Genomic DNA, 20,752 nt, shown 5'->3' on the forward strand with positions numbered 1-20,752 from the left:
AGACCAAACGATGAAAAATAATGGGAACTCTTTTTTTGAAAATGCCGGACTGCCGAAACATCTGTCGTGGGGCTATTTAGGCGTATTGATTTTTATGATGGGCGACGGGATTGAACAAGGCTGGTTAAGTCCGTATCTTGTCGAGCGGGGGTTAACAATCGAAGCATCTGCCAGCTTGTTTACCGTTTACGGAATTACCATTGCCATTTCATCCTGGTTCTCGGGTGTTTTTGCCGAAACTTACGGGGCTAAAAAAACCATGCTGGCTGGATTGATCCTGTACTTGCTGGGCACGATGGGCTTTGTCGGTATGGGAATGCCTCAGCTTAATTACCCGGTCATGCTGGCTACCTATGCGCTCAGAGGATTTGGCTATCCTTTGTTTGCCTATTCGTTCCTGGTTTGGATTACGTACAGCACGCCAAAGCAACAATTGGGACGAGCTGTCGGGTGGTTTTGGTTTGTGTTTACCGGAGGACTCAACGTATTGGGAGCCTATTACTCCAGTTGGGCAATTATTCGTTTCGGTCATATCCCAACCTTGTGGACTTCGGTTTTCTGGGCTTTAATCGGCGCTTTCTTTGCTTTGGGCCTGAGTAAGTTTAAGCGGATAGAAAGGAAAGAAGCGGAGTCGAAAGTGAAAGACTTAATGAAGGGAATCACCATTATGCGCGACGAACCCAAAGTTTTGCTTGGAGGAATTGTTCGGATCATCAATACAACCGCCCAGTTTGCATTTCCCGTGTTTTTGCCGATGTATATGTTTGATCACGGGTTTAACACCACGGAGTGGTTACAGATTTGGGGTACGATCTTTACCGGAAACATCATTTTTAACCTCATTTTTGGATTTGTAGGCGACCGCGTAGGCTGGAGAAATACCGTAATTTGGTTTGGCGGGGTCGGATGCGGGATCAGCACCTTGTTGTTTTATTATTCTCCCCTTTTTGGCGATGGTAATTTTTGGATTGTCATGGCTGCCGGGACCCTCTGGGGCGCGTTGCTGGCGGGTTATGTTCCCTTATCGGCCCTGGTGCCTTCCCTGGTAAAAGAAGATAAAGGGGCTGCTATGGCTGTACTCAACCTGGGAGCCGGACTTCCGGTGTTTGTTGGCCCTCTCCTTGTCGGAATTTTTTATCACCTCATTGGCAGCGAAGGCGTGATTTGGATTCTGGCAGGTTTATATTTTATCAGTTCCCTATTAACAAAATTTATTACGCTGCCCAATAATGCAAAAACAATGTATTCATATTAAGATATTTATCAATGAAATCGAGTGTAGAGGAAGCTTTGGCATCAGCGAGTGATACGCGTGCGTTGCAAATAGGCCGGAATATGATAGATCAGGTTCCGCTTTTGTTCGAACAGAATTTTGGAGGGAAAAAGGCGCTTGTGGTGTGTGATACTACAACCTATAAGGTTGCAGGACGGGAAATTCAGGCCCGCTTGCTTGCCAAAGAGATGGTGCATGGTGAACCCTTCATTTTTAATGAACCCCGTCCGTATGCCGAGTTCGGCAATGTGCTTAAACTGGAAGAGGCTTTAAAAGGGCATGATGCCATTCCTGTGGCTGTCGGATCAGGAACAATCAATGATTTAACCAAATTGGCTGCAGCCCGGGCAAACCGGCCGTATCTATGTGTGGCAACCGCTGCTTCGATGGATGGATATACGGCTTTTGGCGCTTCCATTACTTACCAGGGTGCGAAACAAACATTTTCATGTCCTGCGCCGCAGGCTGTTCTGGCCGATATTGAGGTCATCCGAAAAGCGCCTGCTTTGATGACAGCGTCGGGCTATGCCGATTTGTTTGCTAAAGTTACGGCCGGGGCTGACTGGATGTTGGCTGATGCATTGGGCGTTGAACCAATTGATAAACGTGCATGGTCTATTGTACAGGATGGGCTGAAGGAAGCGCTTGCCGATCCCGAAGGGGCCAAAGAAGGAAAAGAAAGTGCGGTAACGCCTTTGGTAGAGGGACTCATTCTTGGCGGATTTGCCATGCAGTGGTCGCAAAGTAGTCGTCCGGCTTCCGGGGCCGAACACCAGTTTAGCCATTTGTGGAATATGGAACATCATACATACCAGGGCGAAGCGCCGTCGCACGGTTTTCAGGTGGGTATTGCCACTCTGGCTGTCACCCGGCTTTATGAAAAAATGCTCCAAACGCCGCTGGATAAACTCGACACGGAAGCTGCTTGCAGGAAGTGGCCCGAGTGGACCGAACTGGAACAACAAGCGGTAAGCCTGTTTCGCGATACCGATTTTCTCGATACGGCCCTAAAAGAATCACGTGCAAAATATATTTCGCGCGAAGAATTGGCCGGTCAGCTAAACCAGCTTAAACAGATCTGGCCGCAACTCAAAGATCAACTATCGAAACAGTTAGTGCCTTCCGGTGAAGTTGAACGACGACTGATTGCTGTTGGTGCGCCTGTTGAACCGGAACAAATAGGCATCTCCAAAGAAAGGATGAAATCATCCTTCGTACGGGCCCAATACATCCGCACCCGGTTTACCATACTCGATATAGCGGTCAGAACAGGTTATCTGGAACAATGGTTAAATGAAATGTTTTAAGAATTTATGCTGGCTACAACAATATATTTATCATCATTCGACAATGAAGAGGCCTTGTTGGACAGGCTTCGAAAGATAAAACATGTCGCACTCGACATGGACGGAACAATTTATACCGGAAGTACCATCTTCCCTTTCACAAAAAAAATTCTGGCAAACTTTAAAAAGTTGGGAATCGGTTATTCGTTTTTAACCAATAACCCCTCAAAAAGTACGGCTGATTACCTGATCCATTTGCAGAACATGGGGATTGAGGCAGAGCCGAACGAGTTGTACACCTCAGCGCATGCCACTATTGCTTACTTAAACGAAAATCACCCGGAGATTAAACGATTATTTATTCTTGGTACGCCAAGTATGGTTCGGGAGTTTGAACTGGCCGGTTTTTATGCTGTTCCGGATGATCCCCGTGAAGAACCGGATGCCGTGGTGGTTGGCTTTGATCTGAGCCTGGCTTACGAAAAATTGTCACGTGCTGCCTGGTGGATCAGCAAACAGAAATTGTATGTGGCTACGAATCCTGACTTTGTGTGTCCGACCGATCAACCAACGATCTTAGTGGATTGCGGTTCAATTTGTGCCGCATTGGAAAAAGCAACCGGGAGAATGCCTGATATGGTTTTGGGAAAGCCGCAGCCGGAAATGCTTCATGGAATTTTGCAAACAAACGGATTGATTGCTGAAGAAATAGCGGTGGTGGGCGACCGGATCTATACGGACATATTAATGGCTTACCGGGCAAAGGCTTTTAGCGTTCTGGTCCTGTCGGGCGAAGCCACTTTGCAGGATGTTGAAAATGCTGATCCGAAACCGGACTTGGTGATTCCGAATTTGGAAATGTTTGGTGAGTTGTTGGAAATGGCTCGCTCTCCTTTGGAAATTAAGAAACAAGATTGATAAATTTAGACGGAAAACGAACTCATAACTATAACCACGAATAATGAGCCGCATGTTTAATTTTTTAAAACCTGTTCCTGCCAAAGAGGTAACGATCACCGATCAGGACCAGTTGAACGCACGTTACCGGTACTGGAGAACCCGGATTATGTACTCCACCATGATTGGCTACGTGATGTTTTACTTTGTCAGGAAAAACATATCGATTACCATGCCTGCCATCGAGGCTGATCTGGGAATTTCGAAAGCTGATTTAGGTTTATTTTTAACGCTTCACGGGGTTGTTTACGGGCTTTCCAAGTTTGTTAACGGATTCTTTGGCGATCAAACAAACCCCCGTTATTTCATGGCGCTGGGATTGATGTTGTCCGCCTCGATGAGTTTGTTCTTCGGATTAAGCAGCGGGGTCATTTCTTTTGGTATTTTTTGGCTGCTAAACGGCTGGTTTCAGGGAATGGGATTTCCTCCCTGCGCCAACAGTATTACCAACTGGTTTTCGCCGAAAGAGCGTGGCGTTAAGTTTTCATTCTGGAACACGTCGCATTCGATTGGCGCGGGATTGGTGTTGGTACTGAATAGTTTTCTGGTGGGTTACGATTGGCGTTATTGTTTTTTTGTACCTGCCGCCCTGGCATTTATCGGAGCCTTGTTTTTAATTAACCGTTTGAGGGATAAGCCTGAATCGTTGGGTCTACCGCCGGTAGATGTTTATAAAAACGAGGAGCCCGAAGTGGGCGACGATCAGAGCGAAGGCGATGAGAAGGGTTTTAAACAGTTTGTCCGAAAAAAGGTTTTTGGCAACCCGGCGATCTGGTTTCTTTGTCTGGCAAACCTGTTCCTGTATACCATTCGATATGCTATTCTCGACTGGGGGCCCACTTTCCTGACGGAGATGAAAGGGGTTGAACTGCAACGGGCCGGCTGGCTGGTTGCCGGGTATGAAGGTTTCGGAATTTTGGGGATGCTTTCAAGCGGATGGATGATGGACCGGGTTTTTAAAGGCCGGGGTGGCCGGGCGGCCCTGATCTATATGCTGATTTGTACGGTAGCTGTTTTCTTCTTCTGGAAATTGCCGCACGAAAGTCCGTTCTTTTATGGAATCCTGCTTTGTGTCGTCGGGTTCTTTATTTACGGGCCGCAAGCGCTGGTTGGTATCATTGCTGCTAACCTGGCAACAAAAAGGGCTGCCGCCACAGCGATTGGTTTAACCGGACTTTTTGGCTATTTAAGTACCGTTCTGTCAGGATGGGGCTTGGGTGTCATTGTTACCAAACACGGCTGGGGTATGGGTTTTCTGATTCTGGTTATTGCCGGAATGGCCGCGACGCTGTTCTTCGCTTTCACCTGGAACTCAGGGTATATCCAGGAAAAGAAAACCGTCGGAAATTAAGCTAATAGAGGAGAATGCCCATCGCGACAGGATGTTGCCTGCGTCATGGGTATTCTTGAATCTTATTTCTTTTGATCAGGAACCCGGCAACGTTCGATGCGTTCTGCAAAATCGGTCAGAAATTCCCTGCGCCATTGGTTCACCGTTTTGGCTCCGATGTGCGGGTCTTCGCGCCATTCCGGGCGGGGATCATCGGTGTACCAGTTTGGAAATCCGGGGGAAGGCGCATTGGCCAGATCGGGTGATGTGCTTACCGCCGTCACCTCGCCTTTTCGACCATTCAGCTCAGGCACATTGCTTTCAATTTCGAATTGAAATACGCTGGCCCCTTTAGGTGAAAAGCGAAAACGTATGGTGCCGTCGTTACTGATGGTTCCGGGCAGCGCCTGGTTTTCCACGATCAGGTGGGCTTCCGGCCCCGATGGCAATTGATCGGGCAGGGGCAGGGCCAGTTCCATAACGGTAAACTCGGCGATGGTGTCGTTCAATGCCGGCATCCGGTTAAACAACCGGTAAGGCCGTTCCCAGGCACGTATATACTGTCCGCCCCAGTTGGGGAGAGTCGGATCTTCCGGGTTCGGACTATTCAGTAACCAGGCAAGCGAGGGCGTGTCGCCCATTTTGATGGCGCCTCCCAGTTGGGTCATGAAAAAATCGCCGAGCGCACCCCGTTGGCTGATGTATTTTTCCGGGAAGCCGGTATTACTCCACTCACCCGACTGATTTCCACCGGTAAACCAACCCCGGTAGGTGGCGTTTGATTCGATGGTCCATAAATTGGGATGATGATCGGCTATGTATTGATAGGCATCCGGTCCCCACTTTTTGTTGGGGCCGCCAATGTAGTATATGCGCAGCCTGGGCAAAATGTCGGGTGCATCGTGCAGCGCCTGTGCCAGATCTTCAATCCCGCCCCAAACCAGGATATACAAAGGGCGGGGATCATTCTTCCGGGCGCAAGTCACAATCCATTCCGAACCTTCTGTTGGCTTGTCAAATCCGCTGTATCCGGCCACTTCGGTGGCGCCCTGTTTGGTCATCCGGCGCAGCGAGTCTGCCGAGGGGTACCTGTGAGAGGACCTTGCCAGGTTGAGGTAATCTTTTTCATATTGATCGATGACCTGAAGGATGTGTTCTTTTCTTCCCGGCCCGAACGGCGATGAGATTAATCCTTCAATATCGAGCATATCAGCATAAAGAAGCAGATGTACCATCGATTGAAAATCATCGGGATCGGTTCCGCCGATGTCTGTCGATACGATGACCCGCAAACGGTTGTCGGCGGTTGGGGCCGGTTGCTTTTGGGGCGTACTGCACCTGAAAAAAATGAGGCTTAATGCTGCTAACATGCTAAAACGATGCAAAAAATGGATCATGGTCTGCTTAATTTTTCGTCAAACAATTAGGATACTGCTGATTACGGCGACTGACTACTTGCTTACATTGACAATCACACGTTTGTAACGGGTCAGTCGGGGACTGCCGTGGTCGGTTACCGCCAGGATGATATGAATAGTTCCCAATCCGGGAGGCATCACCCGTTGGGTGGGCACCATCAGCCAGGCTTCCGGCTGATCAAAATTTTTAATTTCGACGGGCTGGCCGCTTCGGGCTGACGAAACAGGAAACGAACCGGCTTCGGCATAGCAAAACCAATGGTACGAAAGCGCATCGCCGTCAGGGTCGGTTGAGCTTTTGGCGCTCAGGTTGATTCGTTCGCCGGGTGTGGCCGTCAGGTATTGGTCGTGATCGAGTATCGCCAGCGGCGGATGATTTGCCTTTTCAAACGGGAGAATGGTCCAGTCCATCCGTGCGGCAAAATCGTTTTGAAAAGCTTCGCGCCACCGCCAAATGGTTTCGTGGTTGCCGTCGTGCCAGCGGCCGTCAATACCCAACACTTCGTCATCGGCATCGCTCCAGATGGGACGGGTTTCGGGTTCCAAATGCCATTTTTGCATACGTGGGGTGTACTGTTCATAGCGGCCGCCCCAGCCGCCCCATTCCGGGTGTTCCGGATTGCTTAGTCCGTTGTTGATCAGGTTGAGGAACGAAGGCGTATCACCTTCCATTAAGAAATCCCAGCGCGGGTATTGTGCGCCAAGCGGTCCTTTGCGGCGTATGTTTGTGTCGAGCCATTCGTTGGTGACCAGCGAAAAATCGGCGCCATCGCAGCGGGCATGAAAATAGTCGCCGCTAATGCCGCTCCATGTCGCGTGATGGTATGCTCCTCCTGCATTAAAGCCGGGGCTGACAACGTAAAACAAATCAGGAAACTCCTTGCGAATCCAGGGGCCGCTGTCGTCCTGGTCGGAAATGGTATACACCCGAAGTTTTGAAACAAAAGCTGCCAATTCTTCTTTTGAACGTGTTTCCCTGATTTTCCACAGCGCCTGGGCCAGCACATTGGGCCCACCCCAAACAGTAACCCACACCGGGCGCTGGTCGTCGTGGTCAACTGAAGCAATGAGCGCTTCCGAAGCGGGTGAATCTTTACCTTTGCCGACAGCTAACATCCCGTATTCAGGAAGTCCCTCGGTAATCACAGCCTGCATATTATCTCCGGTTGGAAAGCCGGTTTCGTGTTTTTCCAAATTATCCCTAACCTTACCGTAAGCGTCAACAATCTCCCTGATTCGCCAGGTGGCCACCTTGTTTTTTTGATGGATCGAGGTGGTAGCCGCCAGTCCTTCAATATCCCAGTGGTTGGCATACACTAAAAAACGGACCATCGACATGGCGTCGTCCGGTTCATTTTCGATATCAGTGAGCACAAATACGCGGGGCTTTTCAGGATGTTTTGCTTTCCATTTGGGGTAGTCTTCGTTGATCAGTTCCTCGGGCCAGTTTCCATAATAACTGTAGCCGACCCGGCGTTCACGTTCAATTTCGGCAAATGAATAACGGATCACCTGGTCGCGCCCGGTAAAGATGGGTTTGTTTGTTTCAATTTCATAAAAACGGGCCCATAGCGGTTTGGCTTCGGGATCAGCCTCCACCCAGGCGTCTCTTTCGCCATCGGCTGCTACACCGCGGCGAAAACGCATGCCTGTTATTTGTACTTCGCTGAACCAGTTGATTGCTCCTTCAATTGCTTGTTTTACTTTTTCTGACGGATGATCGATATCCATCAGAAAACGGACGATTGGTACGCTTTCGCTTCCTGAAACAGAAGGCGGTTCAAAATTACGCGCCCAAGCCGGCTGGAGGCTGTGCTGGTCATATTGTGCACACCAGGCCGTCAGTTTCCCGTTGACTCTGATTTGTGTTTTCAGGATACATTTCAGTCCTTTGTCAACGGCTTCGGCAGCTTTTTCGCGATAAACATCGTCCACAAAATGATAAGGTGTTTGGCTGCCGGCAATGTCCCGGAGGAAAAACATCACGTTCATCATGGCATTGTCGTTAAACGTAATTTCAGAATAATAACCATGATCGCGCAAGGGATAGAACTGCGGCCAGCCCCCGTTTTTGTATTGTGCGGCCAGCAGGTAGTCCAGCCCCCTGAAAAACGATTCTTTATACGTTGCTTCCCCCGTGGCATCGATCATCAGCGCCAGAAATCTTAAGGGGGTAGTTGTGGCGCCATTGTCGATTGTGTTTGTTTCGTTACCGGTACGTATTTTCTGTAGATAGTCATCAGATTCAGGTTGGGCGGCGATGTTTGTATTTTTGGGCCATGCCCCTGCATCGGATTGATACTGGATGACATTGTTGGCGATTTCGCGCGCTTCAACGCCGGAATACCATACTGGACTCTTACGCAACAAAGCGCCTGACCATTTTTGTTCATCCGGGTTAGCTGCTTCCGCCTTCGTATGAATACTTTCTGCAACAATAATGGTCCCGACAAGCGTAAGACAGAATAAAACCAGTGGTCTGAAAAATTGCTTCGTTTTTTTCTTCATGATTATTTAATGCTGTTAATATATTTTTCCAACATGGTGTAGCCATCAGTTTCCACCAGGTTTCTGTCGTCAGGACTATGGGGATCAAGTCCATTTTTAATTTCCCACTCATCCGGCATTCCATCGTGATCGGAATCTTTTGGAGCAAGAACACTTTTGAGTTCGGGCCAGCCGCCAACGTCATTTTGCGAGTCAATGATGCCGCTGATTGCTGATGGTTCGTTGGCTCCGTGGCTCCTGCCGTATGCTTTACCTTGATACGTGGCGAAACGACCCCGTGTTTCTTCAATAATCCGGGAATCCACAGCATCTCTTTTGGGTAAAACGGCGCCTGCCTTATCAAGAACAAGTCGATATGATTCTTCTGCGGTTTGTTGATGAATTGGCATGGATGGCCAGGGAGTATCCAGTTTAATTTTATTCAGTGAGATTTGGGTTTGTACACCACCATTCCAATTATCTGTTGAAACCTCTGTGTTTCCTTCAACAATGTTGTTTGCGATATACCATTTTCCATAATCTTCTTCATTTCTGAAAGAAGGATTAGCGATGCGGTAAAGTATTTCGCCTGATCGTGTAGCCGGACCGGGTTTGTAGTAGTTGCCCACGATGTTGAACGTCGAAAAGTTGAGCTTATCAGTTCCAACTTGTTGTTTTTCTCCGCCGTAAAGGCTGTTGAATCCCCAATTATAAATGACATTATTCCGGTAATCGGTATAACCTGACCCGGATGCCATGCGCGGGTTGCGGCTGCTGTGGTGCGCCAGCAGGTTATGATGATAAGTGCTGTAATTGCTGCCCCAAATACCGCCATAGCCGTGTGAGCCTTTTACATGATTTGATCCGCACAAGCTTTCCGAAATTAAACACCATTGAACGGTAATACTGTCACAGTGATAGATCGACATCGTTTCATCAATGCTCCAGCTTGCCGAGACATGGTCCAGGATGATGTGTTTTCTATATCTGCAGGAAATGGCATCGTAATCTTTTCCGGAAATATCACCGGGCCTTACCCGGATGTATCTGACAATGACATGGTCGGCAGCAATGTTAAGCGGATGGTTTTTGATACAAATACCATCGCCAGGTGCCGTCTGGCCTGCAATGGTTATGAAGGGATTCATAATCGTTATCGGACTTTCAAGCTCAATGTTGCCTGATACTCTGAAAACGACGGTTCGGGGCCCGGATGCTTCCACTGCAACCCGCAAGCTGCCTTCTCCGCTATCATTTAGGTTGATTACTTCGCAAACCATACCACCTCTTCCTCCTTTTGCATATTTGCCATACCCTTCGGCAGTCGGAAATGCCGGTTGCTGGGCATAATTGCTTATAGCCAGAAATAATAATACAATAATGATTGTTAATTTTTTCATGGTTGATGTAATTATCTAAAAGACGATATAAAAAAGTATTCAAAATAAGCCTGAAGTCCCCGCTATTTCAGTGGGCTGACTTCAGGCTAAAGTTTTATGACTGATTCAATTCTTTGCCGGCTTCAGACAGGAGCCATATCCAACGGATTACCTCCAGCGCGGGTCTCCGATACCCAGGGTATATATCGGGTGGTTACGCACTTCATCCGTATTCCTGAAATACAAGCCGTTCAAGTTGTAAAGATGCGCATTCGTATCCCAGGCTGAACCTACTTTTCTACCTTTTGGATAAGGATCGACCATCAGGTTCTCCGGCGCAATTGGCGTTGGTCCGGTGATCACTTTTGTGGCTTCCAGACCGCCCGCATTGAGGGTTCCTCCGGCGTACCCGGCGCCCCGGCTGGCGTGACTAAATGGCTGGAGAGTAAAGATCTCTGCAGACGAATAGTAGGTGACCAGAGCGTTTGCCGATTTTGGCGAGGTGGAATAGTTATCGGCAACGTCGAAACTTAAACCCGGACGATAAGTTCTGAAATCCATCCCGCTCAGGAAGAGCGCCCTGTCGTCGTTGGCCGCTTTCACGGCAATAAAGAGGTTCTTCTTAATGGTGTATTTGCTGTTGGCCGGCGGATTCTGATGTTGGATCATGTAGCGGCCGCTGGTGATGGCAAAAGCGTTTAAGAAGGTGTTGTTTTCAATGGTCACATTCCAGACAACGTTTGGCGCCCAATCCAGGTTGGCATTTTCGCGCATCAACTGGTCGTAGGAAATACCAATGAAGGAATTATTCCGGATGACGACATTATTGAAAATATTTGTTTTCGTGGAGTTTGCAGCACCGGTGATAAAGGGGTAACCACGCCCGTTGATGTCATACATACCGACATCGTGGAACAAACAATTTTCGACGGTGATGTTTTCGATCACCTGGCGGTTCGAACCTTGCGTTCGCATCCAACTCCGCACCATCCCCTGGAAATTGCAGTTACGAACCTCGAACCTGGCGCAGGTGAACGGCATGGATGCCGAGTGCTGATTGACAAAATAATTTCCGGCAATCGACTTATCCGCAGGCTTATTAAAGTAATTATAAGCATATGGCGCTTCGAAGTTAATATCGCTGAAGATGACATCGGCCACGGTGATACCGCCGATTTCGCCCGAAGCTGCCGGTCGTCCAAGCTGGAAGTTATAGTTATTTCCATTGGCCGGATTGGATTCGCTCCATCCGATACCCATCAGGATTTTAGCCCGGTTGCTCGGGTCGTTTGATTTTAGGGTAAAACCTTTGGCCAAAACGGGGTTACTTCCCAGGTAGTAGGTTTTGCCCCCTTCGAGCAGGAAGATGGTGCCTTCGGCCAGGGAATTGTCATAAAGGTAGTTGTTCAGAATAGTATCAAGGCGTGATGCATTATGTTGTTGTGCCAAATCCGTTGCGTCAACCAGGTGCGGAATTAAAATGGGCTCGCCCACCTGTCCCCGCATCCGCACCATGGTGGTGTTGTACAGTCGGTCCCAGTAGCGTACAACCTGGTTGTTCAATCCGTTAACAACATACATGGAATTTGAGGTCAGGCCTTCTACTTCAATGTATCCGCGTTCCAGGTCTTCTTGTGTCAAACTAATTTTTTGACTGGGCAAATCCCGGTTGTCTGAGGCCGGCTGGACCAGAATTTCGTCTAACAGAAATTTACCGTCTTCGTATTGAAAGGTGGGATTCAGAACAGACGGGTCTGTATTATATACCTTCAGGTCGAACCAAACTTTCATGCTGTTTTCCGTAACATCCGATACGTACACCACATCAGGGATACCCAGGCGTTCGCCCATTTCCCATTCGGCGCGTTCGTCGTTGTGCCCCGAATCCCCTTTTCCGTACCACTTCGAATGGTAGGCTTCGCCAAGCGGGGAGAGCGTTTGAATGGCAAAATTATGCTTGGTTGAATATTGCAAATCTTCAATGGTCATTTTAAGAACATCAGGTCCAACGAGGGTATCCAGAAGAATATCGGCTGGCCGGTCCCAGGAACCGGATTGGATTTTCATCTGGATCCGGTACCCGGCCGCGTCGTTAATGCCATTCCATACCAGGTACATGTCGTTTGTATTTACTACCTTACAGGAGTAGGGGTCGCTCGAATTACCGGTATTGGCCTGGTAGCGGAATACGGCCATGAACGACCTGTTGAGTTCTTCGTCGTTTGCATCAATTTTATAGAATTCCTCCTTGCAGGCATTCAGGAACATTGTTAAAACGACGGCAAGAACCATGCTGATTATAAAGATTTTATTTCTCATATGCGGATAGTTTTTTCAAGTGGTCATCAGTTATATCCATAGTAATTTTTATACAGTCCGTTGCTCATTTGCACGGTGTAGTTCGGGATGGGGAGGATATACCGTACGGGAGGTAAGTTGTTGGGATTCATGTTTTCCCAATTTCCTTCCGGTCCGCCTTTGATATAACCCCGGAATGAATAAAGACACTGAGCTTTTGGATATTCCGTATTTTCATCGCCCCAGGCATAAAAATCGGCCATATTCCAACCGGCGCCCGGATGCAAAACACTTTCCCACAGATTATAGAATTCGATGATTTGCAGGCTCGTGTTGGGATAAATGTTGATGTCGCCGGGGTTGGCGATACGCTTGTAGAACATGCTTAAGGGGAGATTTTCATATTTTTCGGAACCGTCCATGTAGTTTCCGTCGGCTAATGCACCAACAATGTAGTATTCCATAAAACTGTCATAAATTACTTTTGAATACAGGTTCCAGCGGACTAAATCTTTCCAGCGCATATTTTCGCCGCCGAGTTCCCATTTGCGTTCTTCAGCAACGGCCTGAAAGAACAATTCTTTGGAGCCGGCGGCCGCACTGATGTACTCATCAACCTTTTCCGATTGATCGTCTGCGGCAAATGCCCGGCTGCGGACTTCTTTCAGGGCGTTGATTGCCTTTGCTCCGTTTGGCCCGTTTACACCTTCCTCTACCTCGTTAACGGCTTCGGCATACATCAGCAAAATATCGGCATAGCGCATATACGGGTAGTTGATACCTGTTTTATCTTTACTGTTGTTTCCCAGGGCGGCTGAAGAGTTGGCCCATAGTTTCGACCACTTGTTGTTGTGCGTGCTGTAATCGGTCCGCACCTGGGGGAGTCCTTCAGCATCGTAATACCACATGCCAACCGTGTAGTTCTCGCGCAGGTCTTTGCGGTCGAACGAGTAACGATAAAACGCATTTAACCGCATCCCGCCGTTGGCAGCGCCCCAAATGTGGTTGGTGATGTCGTCGGTGGATGAAACAGTGCCTCCGGTCACATAACCAACGTTGCTGCTCGAATTTCGAAGGAAAGGAATCTCGAAAATGGGGTCATCGTTATTGCTGACAATATTATTACACTGGTCGATAAATACCTGCCGGAAGGATTTGTTGAGCGCGTGCGTGGCGGACGAGATCACCAGATCGGCATATTGCATGGCAATCGCATAATAATCTTTGTAGTCGTCCTGCCTTTGCATGGTGCCAACCGACATCGGGTTGCCTTTGTCGGGGTACAAAGCGTAACCGCCACGGGTTAAGGCCATCCGGGCAATCATGCCATAACAAAATTCGCGGGATGCCCGTTCAACTCCGTCGGGCAATGAGGCTGCGTATTTCATGCCCGGAGCTGCGCCGATCAAATCGTTGATGAGGTAGGTGAGAATTTCATTTCGGTCGGTCATCGGGATGGCCAGCGATTCGAGCTTGATGGAAGGTTCTGTGGTAAAAGGCACATCGCCAAACATCACCACCAAATCGTGGTAGAACATGGCCCGAAGCACTTTCGCTTCTCCCAGCTGCTGGGTGAGGTCGATATCGTCCTCACTATAAACCGGACTATTCTGTATCCCGTCGATAAAGAGGTTTGCCCGCTCAATTCCTTCATATTCTTTATCCCAGAATTTCCGGACCGAAGAGCCGTGTTGCGTGCCGTCGAAACACCTGAAGTCTTCGCCGTTAACACTTCGTATCGAATTGCTGAAAGCAGTAAATTCTACATCGCTGTTTAAGGCAAAGGTGGCGAAATAGGCATTGCCGTATGTGTCGTTGCTCATCAGGGATGCGTAAACGGAGGTCAATACCCGGTTGATTTCTTCTTTGGTCCCAAAAACGTAATCTTCTTCGTATTTCGAGTCGGAGCTTACATCCAGATAGTCCTTGCATGATGTGAGTCCCACCAAAATCAGGCTGATAAGTATGAAATATTTTCTCATGTTCCCGTAATTTATGGTTTATAAAGTGACGTTTACACCGAATACGTAATTCCGGCTACGCGGGTAGCGGTTATAGTCTACACTGGGTGTCAGTCCTGACTGGATATCTACCTCCGGGTCGTAGCCGCTGTAGTTGGTCCAGATCCACAGGTTATATCCGCTAAAGAATACCCGAAGGCGTGTTAACCCGATGCTGTCCAGAACTTTCTTGGGTAATGAATATCCCAGGGTAAGATCCTGTAAGCGGAGGAAAGAACCGTCTTCGATAAAATAAGAGTGGGTTACTTTTTTCCCGATATCAACCGGGTTGAAGACAACGGCATCGGCGTTGATTTCGCGGTACAGATCAACATACCGGCTGTCGTTGACCATCCGGTCTCCATAGGTGTCTTCGGCATAGCGCCAGCGCCGGTCTTCATTAAATTCGGGAAGTATATTGAAGTAGTTGTTGGTATTGTTTTCGAACGAAGACAAGGTATATCGCGAAGCGTTGTTCACATCAAACCCATAGATAAAGTTGAAGTTGGCAGAAAAATCGAAATTCTGCCAGCCGGCTGATAAACCGAAGCCCCCGCTGAATTTGGGGTTTGTATTCCCAATGACCACCTTGTCGTTTTCGTTGACAATGTTGATGTCACTCGCGCCATCAACACCATCGACAAAGTTTTTGAATTTTGGTCTTCCCGGCGCTGTGCCAAACAGGGCGTCGTTATTTACTGTCTCAGGAAGAGCGACATAAGAGTAGCCGGAAGTCATCTCAAATTCATTAAAACGGTAGATGCCATCGTACACATAGCCATAAATCAGGCCGAGTTGGTCGCCGACTTTCAGGCAATAGTCAAAATCAGACGAACTCCAGCGCTTTGATGTCGTCCAGATCACATCTTCGGTGCCGTTTAGTTTATCGATGCGTGTTTTGTTTGCTCCGAAAGTGAAGTTGGCGTTCAGGTAAGCGTTCTGGCTTTCAATAATCCGGGCGTCAACCGTCAGGTCGAAGCCCCGGTTGGTAACCTGACCGATGTTTTGCATTTGGCGGGCGTATCCCGAGGTAGATGGGATATTACTTTCGTAAAGTAAGTCCGATGTGGTGTTCCAGTATACTTCGGGGGTAATGGTCAGCCGGTCTTTAAACATCCCAATGTCGAAAGCGAAGTTGCGGGTAAGGGTTGTTTCCCATTTAATTTTTGGGTTAGGGAAGGTACTCCCGCCTGAATTGACATAGTATTCGTATCCGTTTTCGTTGATTTCGCCCCAGCCTGGTCCCCCGCTGGTGCTAACAACGTACTGATAACGCCACATATCGTCGGTAATCCGGTTATTCCCTGCTTTACCGATAGCCACCCGCAGCTTGAGCAGCGAGAACAGGTTTTGATCAGCCATAAAATTTTCTTTCGAGAGGATCCAGGCTCCCGAAATAGCAGGGAAATAGCCCCATTGATTACCCGGCGCAAATTTGGTTGAGGCGTCGGCGCGGAAAGTGGCCGAGAGAAGATATTTTTGAGCGTAGTTGTAGTTTGCTTGTCCGAAGAACGAAGCTGCCCGTTCGGGTGACGAAATTGACGAGGTCACTTTCCAGGGTGTTCCCAAACCCATATTCCGGATGGCAATTTCCGGTTCGATTTCTTTTGGAAAGTAACGGGCCGAATTGGTCGATGCAAATTGCACTGAACTTTGAATTTCCTGTCCAAGCAGGAATGAATAATTGTGATTGTTTTGTGATAAGTTATAGTTCAGCGTGTTGGTCCATCCGTATCGGTTACGTCTTTGGCTGACCAGCTCGGCTACAGGCAAACTGTTATTATTTCTCGCTGTTGAGGTTAAGTCGCCCCAAAAGCGGTCGGTGTAGTAAAAAGCCATGTATTGCGAACCCTCCGTACGAAAAATCAGGCCCGGAATAACATTCCATTCGATTAACGCCTGATTGGTGAATTCGTACCTGTTCCCTCTCAGGTAGTTCTGATTGATATCCCCTTTCGGGTTGGTGTATTGAAAGTAGCGTTCTTCTTCCGGATCAATGTCTTCGGGAGGAAGGTATGAAAAGTCGCGAAGACCATTTGTCGGCCGGTAGCGTAACACATCGATGATCCCGCCGCTGCCTACTGCATCAGCGCCGGCTCCCCGGTCCTGGCGGTAATTGAATCGCGGATTGATCAGCACTTTCACTTTTTTTGAAATATCAGCATTAATTTTGGTGTTGACGTTGGTTCGGATTACGCCGGACCCAATGAGTACACCTCTTTCATCGTTATGGGTGATACTGGTATTGAATCTCAATCCCTGCGTGCCGCCGCCAATCGTCATGTTGTACATGTAGCTCATGGGGTTTCCTCCCAGAATCTCGTCTTGCCAGTCGTTTCCTTTAAATCGTTTATACAGGCTGAAATCGGCGGGGTTACCAAAGTTACCCCGGAATTGCTGACGGCGCGTATTGTTGGTTACCACGGCATCGTATTGAATTTTGATAAATTCATACGGGTTCATTAACTCAATTTTACGCGCGAGCGTTCTTACCTGGCTGGTGTGGTTGAAATTAACTGTTAATTTGCCAACCCGGGCCGATTTGGTTGTTACGATGACTACTCCGTTACCCCCTCTTGCTCCGTAAATTGCTGTTAGAGAGGCGTCTTTCAGAATATCGATTGATTGGATATCCGTTGGGGGAATGTCGTTAATGTTGTCGGCGGGAAATCCGTCAACAATAAAAAGCGGGGAGTTACTCTGTGTTACCGATGTGCCGCCTCGAATACGAATGTTTACTTCCGAGCCAGGCGCTCCATCGATCGTTGTTACCTGTACGCCGGCGACTTTCCCTTGCAACGCTTCTGCCGCAGAAGCCACCGGAATTCGTTCCAATGCTACTCCTGAAACCGATCCAACAGACCCGGTAAGTTCCCGCCTGACCATGCTGCCGTAGCCAATCGCCACCACCTCGTCCAAACCAATGGACTCCTCGTCTAGCATGATATTAATAACCGGTTTGGTTACCGCTACCTCCTGCGATTTCATCCCTACGAACGAAAAGACCAGCACGTCGCCGGTTTTCGCGTTGATTAGATAATTACCCGATCCATCGGTGATGGTTCCTTTCGAGGTTCCTTTTACCATAATCGTTACTCCGGGGATTGGCGCGTTGTTATTGTCGGTCACTGTCCCGGTTATTGCGGTTGGCTGCGCAAGCTGGGAACTGCTCCCGATGAGGGCAATATCTTCATTGGAAAGTACAATAATTCGCCCGTCGATATTATGTTTTACATCGGTATTTTTAAAGATGGCATCCAATATTTCGGCAATAGATTTTTGCTCGAAATGGAGGTCAATCTTTCGGTCAACGTCGATCTTTCCGTTGTAAAAAAAGCGGAATTCCGTTTGTTCTTCAATTGATTTAAGGGCGCTTTCAATAGTTAAATCTTTGAAGACCAAGTCTAACCTGGTTGTTTGGGAATAGGCTTCAGAAGCTAAACCGGCAATCATTCCCGCAAAAAGTAGTAAGATAGTTAGTTTCATCTTTCTCAAAAATTGATGATGCCGTGACCAGAGGCCACGATCAAGCCGTTTTTTTTTCATAAATTTACCTTTTGGTTTAATACTAGAGATCTTAAATCAAATTTCCTGAAGGGATGGAAGCGCCAACTTCCGTCCTTTCATTTTTTTGTCATCATTTGTTTCGCATTTATTTTAATGGTTCTTCTTCTTTTGTCAAATGAGTATTCAATCGGCAACGTTTGTCCGATTATTTCAAGTACTTCTGAAATGGTTTCCATTTCAATTGTTCCGGTAAACCAGAGATTCTTTGCTTCTTTCAAATCCATTTCAATATTTACATTGTACCAGCGTTCAAGCATTTTCAGAACCTCGTCCAGCGGTTGCCGCACGAAAATAAGTTTGCCATCTTTCCAGGAAACAAAATCCCTGACATCAACCGACTTTACCTGCAATTGATTTTTCTCATCGAGAAATGCCTGGCTGCCCGGTTTCAAGATTTCTTTTCCTGTTGCGGTGCTTATTTCCAGTGAACCGTGCTCCAGGGTAGTCACGAATTGATCATCCGCGTAAGCCTTCACGTTGAAACCGGTGCCTAACACAAGGATGTTTCCGTATGCTGTTGTTACGCTGAAGGTCCCTTTGTTCTTTTTAACCTCAAAATAGGCTTCACCCTTTAATTGAACGTTTCTGTTCTTTTTGAAATTCGCGGAGTAGGACATTTCGCTTCCTGAATTTAGCGAAACGATAGACCCGTCGGGCAGTTCAAAGTTCGCTTTTGCTCCGGCAGGGGTGGAAAAGTGCAGGGCAAATTCCGAATCAGGAGATTGTACCGATTGGTAGAAAAACGCCAATGTGATCAATAATCCGATGATAACAACGGATGCAACACGAAAGCTGATCTGGTAGAACCGGATTGTTTTTCCCGGTCGTTTGTTCTCGGTCAGTGCAATTTGGTGATGGATCCGCCCCAGCAGTCCGGCATCTGGAGTTTTCCCGCTTTGGTGTTTCATATTGTTCCAGGCTTCTTTCATCAGGCGGTCGATATCGGTGTTGTTCCCCGAATTTCTAAGGTATTCCACCAAAACCAGATATTCTTCAGGAGTACAGGCGCTGTTCGAATATTTCTTGAAAATTTCTTCCATTTGAGTCAGTCTTATTCATGATACACCAAACGGACTGCTTACCCCTGCCGGGAAGAAAAAAATTATAAAAATAATTGGTAGAAAAGCGCGAAAGCAAGTCCGAGTTGTAATAACTTTTCTTTTAAAAACTTCAGCGAATGGGTCATATGATCTTCCACGGTTTTAACAGAAATTCCAAGTTCTGCCGCAATTTCAGGATTTGTTTTTCCCTCTTCTCTGCTCATCAGGTAGATCTGGCGCCTTTTTTCCGGCAACTGAAGGATGAATTCATCAACCTTGTTTTTCATATCGGCATATTCAACATCGTTTTGCGTCATGAACCCGGCTTGAACGGAATTACAGAAATGTTTGACTTTAAACTCCTCCGATTTCAGGCGCGAACGGATTTCGTTCAGGAGCGTATTTTTTGTGATGGTATAAAGGAAAGCATTGTAAGTCTCCACCTTTCTGATGTTCCGGCGGTTCATCCAGACCTTAACAAATACTTCCTGAAGGATATCCTCGATCCCGTCATCCATTTTCAAAAACATTTTGGAATAAGCATACAGCCTGGAATAATACAAACCGTACAGGCGGTCAAAGGCAAGTTTATCATCGTTTGCCATGTCAGCCAAAATCTGCTTCAAATCCGTTGTTTCTGACATCGGTCATTTGGTTGTTGGTTCAAACAAAAATAACGAGATAGATGAAAAAATAACGAGATGTTTCGTTTGATTTAAGAGGTTTAAAAACAGCTATTCTTCTTTTGCATTCAGTTTCTCAATGACAACTGCCAGTAAGATAACAAAGCCTTTGATGACTTGTTGCCAGAACGGAGAGACATTCATCAGTACGAGGCCATTGTTCAGAATGCCGATGATCAGCGCTCCCTGCACGGTTCCCAGGATGGTTCCTTTGCCGCCGGAGAGGGAAGTACCCCCGATAACCACTGCGGCAATAGAATCAAGCTCGAAGCCAAAACCGGCATTGGGTTGAGCCGAGTCCAGCCTGGAAGTGACAATAATGCCGCCAATTCCGGCAAGCGCACCGGCTATGGAGTAAACAATGATTTTAATTTTTTTGATCTTCAACCCGGAAAGTTTGGCTGCAGTTTCGTTGCCGCCAACCGCGTAGATATGCCTTCCCAGCTTGGTTTGTCGGGTTAAAACAACGGCTGCCAATACGATGACTGCCGAAATCCATACCGGCATGGGAATGCCCATAAACCAGCCGGTGCCAATAAAGGCCATATTATTGGCGAGTCCTGTAATCGGAAACCCGCCGGTCCACAGCATGGTGAGCCCGCGGGCAATGGTGAGCATCGCCAACGTGGCTACAAAGGGCGGAACTTTAAAGCGGGTGATGGTGAAGCCGTTAAACCAGCCAAGCAATGTTCCAACCAGCGTGCCGCCGACCAATGCGCCCAACAGGGTGAACCCAATGTACAGGTTCAGGTCGGTCAGTTCGGCGCCAAATTTCAGCATGCCTGCCGTAACAGCGCCGGCTAAGGCCAGGATGGAGCCAACCGAGAGATCAATGCCGCCGGTTAATATGACCAGGGTCATCCCCACGGAAATGATTACGTTGACCGAGATTTGCCGCATCACATTCCAGGAGTTTTCGGTAGTCAGGAAACGGTCGGACAAGAAACTGAGTACCACGCACATGATAACCAGAGCGATGATGGATTGAAATTTGATCAGCTTATGCTTTAAGGTTGTCGTATTCATAAGAGTTG

At 47.8% G+C, this 20,752-nt stretch carries 13 protein-coding genes; 4 read left to right on the plus strand and 9 right to left on the minus strand.

What is annotated here, in order from left to right:
- The first annotated feature begins 10 nt into the window (after window positions 1-10).
- Genes ACOIT5_RS14450 through ACOIT5_RS14465 form a run of 4 tightly spaced genes read left to right on the plus strand, consistent with a single transcriptional unit; the run spans window position 11 to window position 4,867 of the window.
- Window positions 11-1,255 (plus strand): MFS transporter, encoded by a 1,245-nt coding sequence (locus ACOIT5_RS14450; RefSeq protein WP_423126866.1) that lies wholly within the window; start codon window positions 11-13, stop codon window positions 1,253-1,255.
- Between the two features lie 11 nt (window positions 1,256-1,266).
- A complete protein-coding gene (locus ACOIT5_RS14455) occupies window positions 1,267-2,580 on the plus strand; it encodes a sn-glycerol-1-phosphate dehydrogenase (protein ID WP_423126867.1) in 1,314 nt (437 codons plus the stop codon).
- 6 nt (window positions 2,581-2,586) lie between these two features.
- A complete protein-coding gene (locus tag ACOIT5_RS14460) occupies window positions 2,587-3,477 on the plus strand; it encodes an HAD-IIA family hydrolase (RefSeq protein ID WP_423126868.1) in 891 nt (296 codons plus the stop codon).
- 52 nt (window positions 3,478-3,529) lie between these two features.
- Window positions 3,530-4,867 carry an MFS transporter gene (locus ACOIT5_RS14465; RefSeq protein WP_423126869.1) on the plus strand — a complete coding sequence of 446 codons (1,338 nt, stop codon included), beginning with the start codon at window positions 3,530-3,532 and terminating at the stop codon, window positions 4,865-4,867.
- Between the two features lie 62 nt (window positions 4,868-4,929).
- Here ACOIT5_RS14465 and ACOIT5_RS14470 read toward each other — a convergent pair whose 3' ends face one another.
- The 9 genes from ACOIT5_RS14470 to ACOIT5_RS14510 form a co-directional block, all read right to left on the minus strand.
- Window positions 4,930-6,243, minus strand: coding sequence for a DUF1593 domain-containing protein (locus tag ACOIT5_RS14470; RefSeq protein WP_423126870.1), 1,314 nt, complete (start codon window positions 6,241-6,243; stop codon window positions 4,930-4,932).
- Between the two features lie 54 nt (window positions 6,244-6,297).
- Complete coding sequence (gene pelA, locus ACOIT5_RS14475; protein WP_423126871.1) at window positions 6,298-8,772, minus strand: pectate lyase; 2,475 nt, start codon at window positions 8,770-8,772, stop codon at window positions 6,298-6,300.
- Between the two features lie 2 nt (window positions 8,773-8,774).
- A complete protein-coding gene (locus ACOIT5_RS14480; protein ID WP_423126872.1) occupies window positions 8,775-10,151 on the minus strand; it encodes a pectate lyase family protein in 1,377 nt (458 codons plus the stop codon).
- A 147-nt stretch (window positions 10,152-10,298) separates the two neighbouring features.
- Window positions 10,299-12,449: a hypothetical protein gene (locus ACOIT5_RS14485; protein WP_423126873.1), complete on the minus strand. Its 2,151-nt coding sequence runs from the start codon at window positions 12,447-12,449 to the stop codon at window positions 10,299-10,301.
- 26 nt (window positions 12,450-12,475) lie between these two features.
- A complete protein-coding gene (locus ACOIT5_RS14490) occupies window positions 12,476-14,410 on the minus strand; it encodes a RagB/SusD family nutrient uptake outer membrane protein (RefSeq protein ID WP_423126874.1) in 1,935 nt (644 codons plus the stop codon).
- An 18-nt stretch (window positions 14,411-14,428) separates the two neighbouring features.
- Complete coding sequence (locus ACOIT5_RS14495; RefSeq protein WP_423126875.1) at window positions 14,429-17,914, minus strand: TonB-dependent receptor; 3,486 nt, start codon at window positions 17,912-17,914, stop codon at window positions 14,429-14,431.
- A gap of 137 nt (window positions 17,915-18,051) precedes the next feature.
- On the minus strand, window positions 18,052-19,035 hold the full coding sequence (locus tag ACOIT5_RS14500) for a FecR family protein (RefSeq protein WP_423126876.1): 984 nt from the start codon (window positions 19,033-19,035) through the stop codon (window positions 18,052-18,054).
- 62 nt (window positions 19,036-19,097) lie between these two features.
- Entirely contained in the window at window positions 19,098-19,679 is a 582-nt protein-coding gene (locus ACOIT5_RS14505) for an RNA polymerase sigma-70 factor (RefSeq protein ID WP_423126877.1), read from the minus strand.
- A gap of 90 nt (window positions 19,680-19,769) precedes the next feature.
- Window positions 19,770-20,744: an ABC transporter permease gene (locus ACOIT5_RS14510; protein ID WP_423126878.1), complete on the minus strand. Its 975-nt coding sequence runs from the start codon at window positions 20,742-20,744 to the stop codon at window positions 19,770-19,772.
- Window positions 20,745-20,752 lie beyond the last annotated feature (8 nt).

It is taken from the genome of Gaoshiqia hydrogeniformans, assembly GCF_049347105.1.
In the GTDB taxonomy this organism is placed as follows: domain Bacteria; phylum Bacteroidota; class Bacteroidia; order Bacteroidales; family Prolixibacteraceae; genus Gaoshiqia; species Gaoshiqia hydrogeniformans.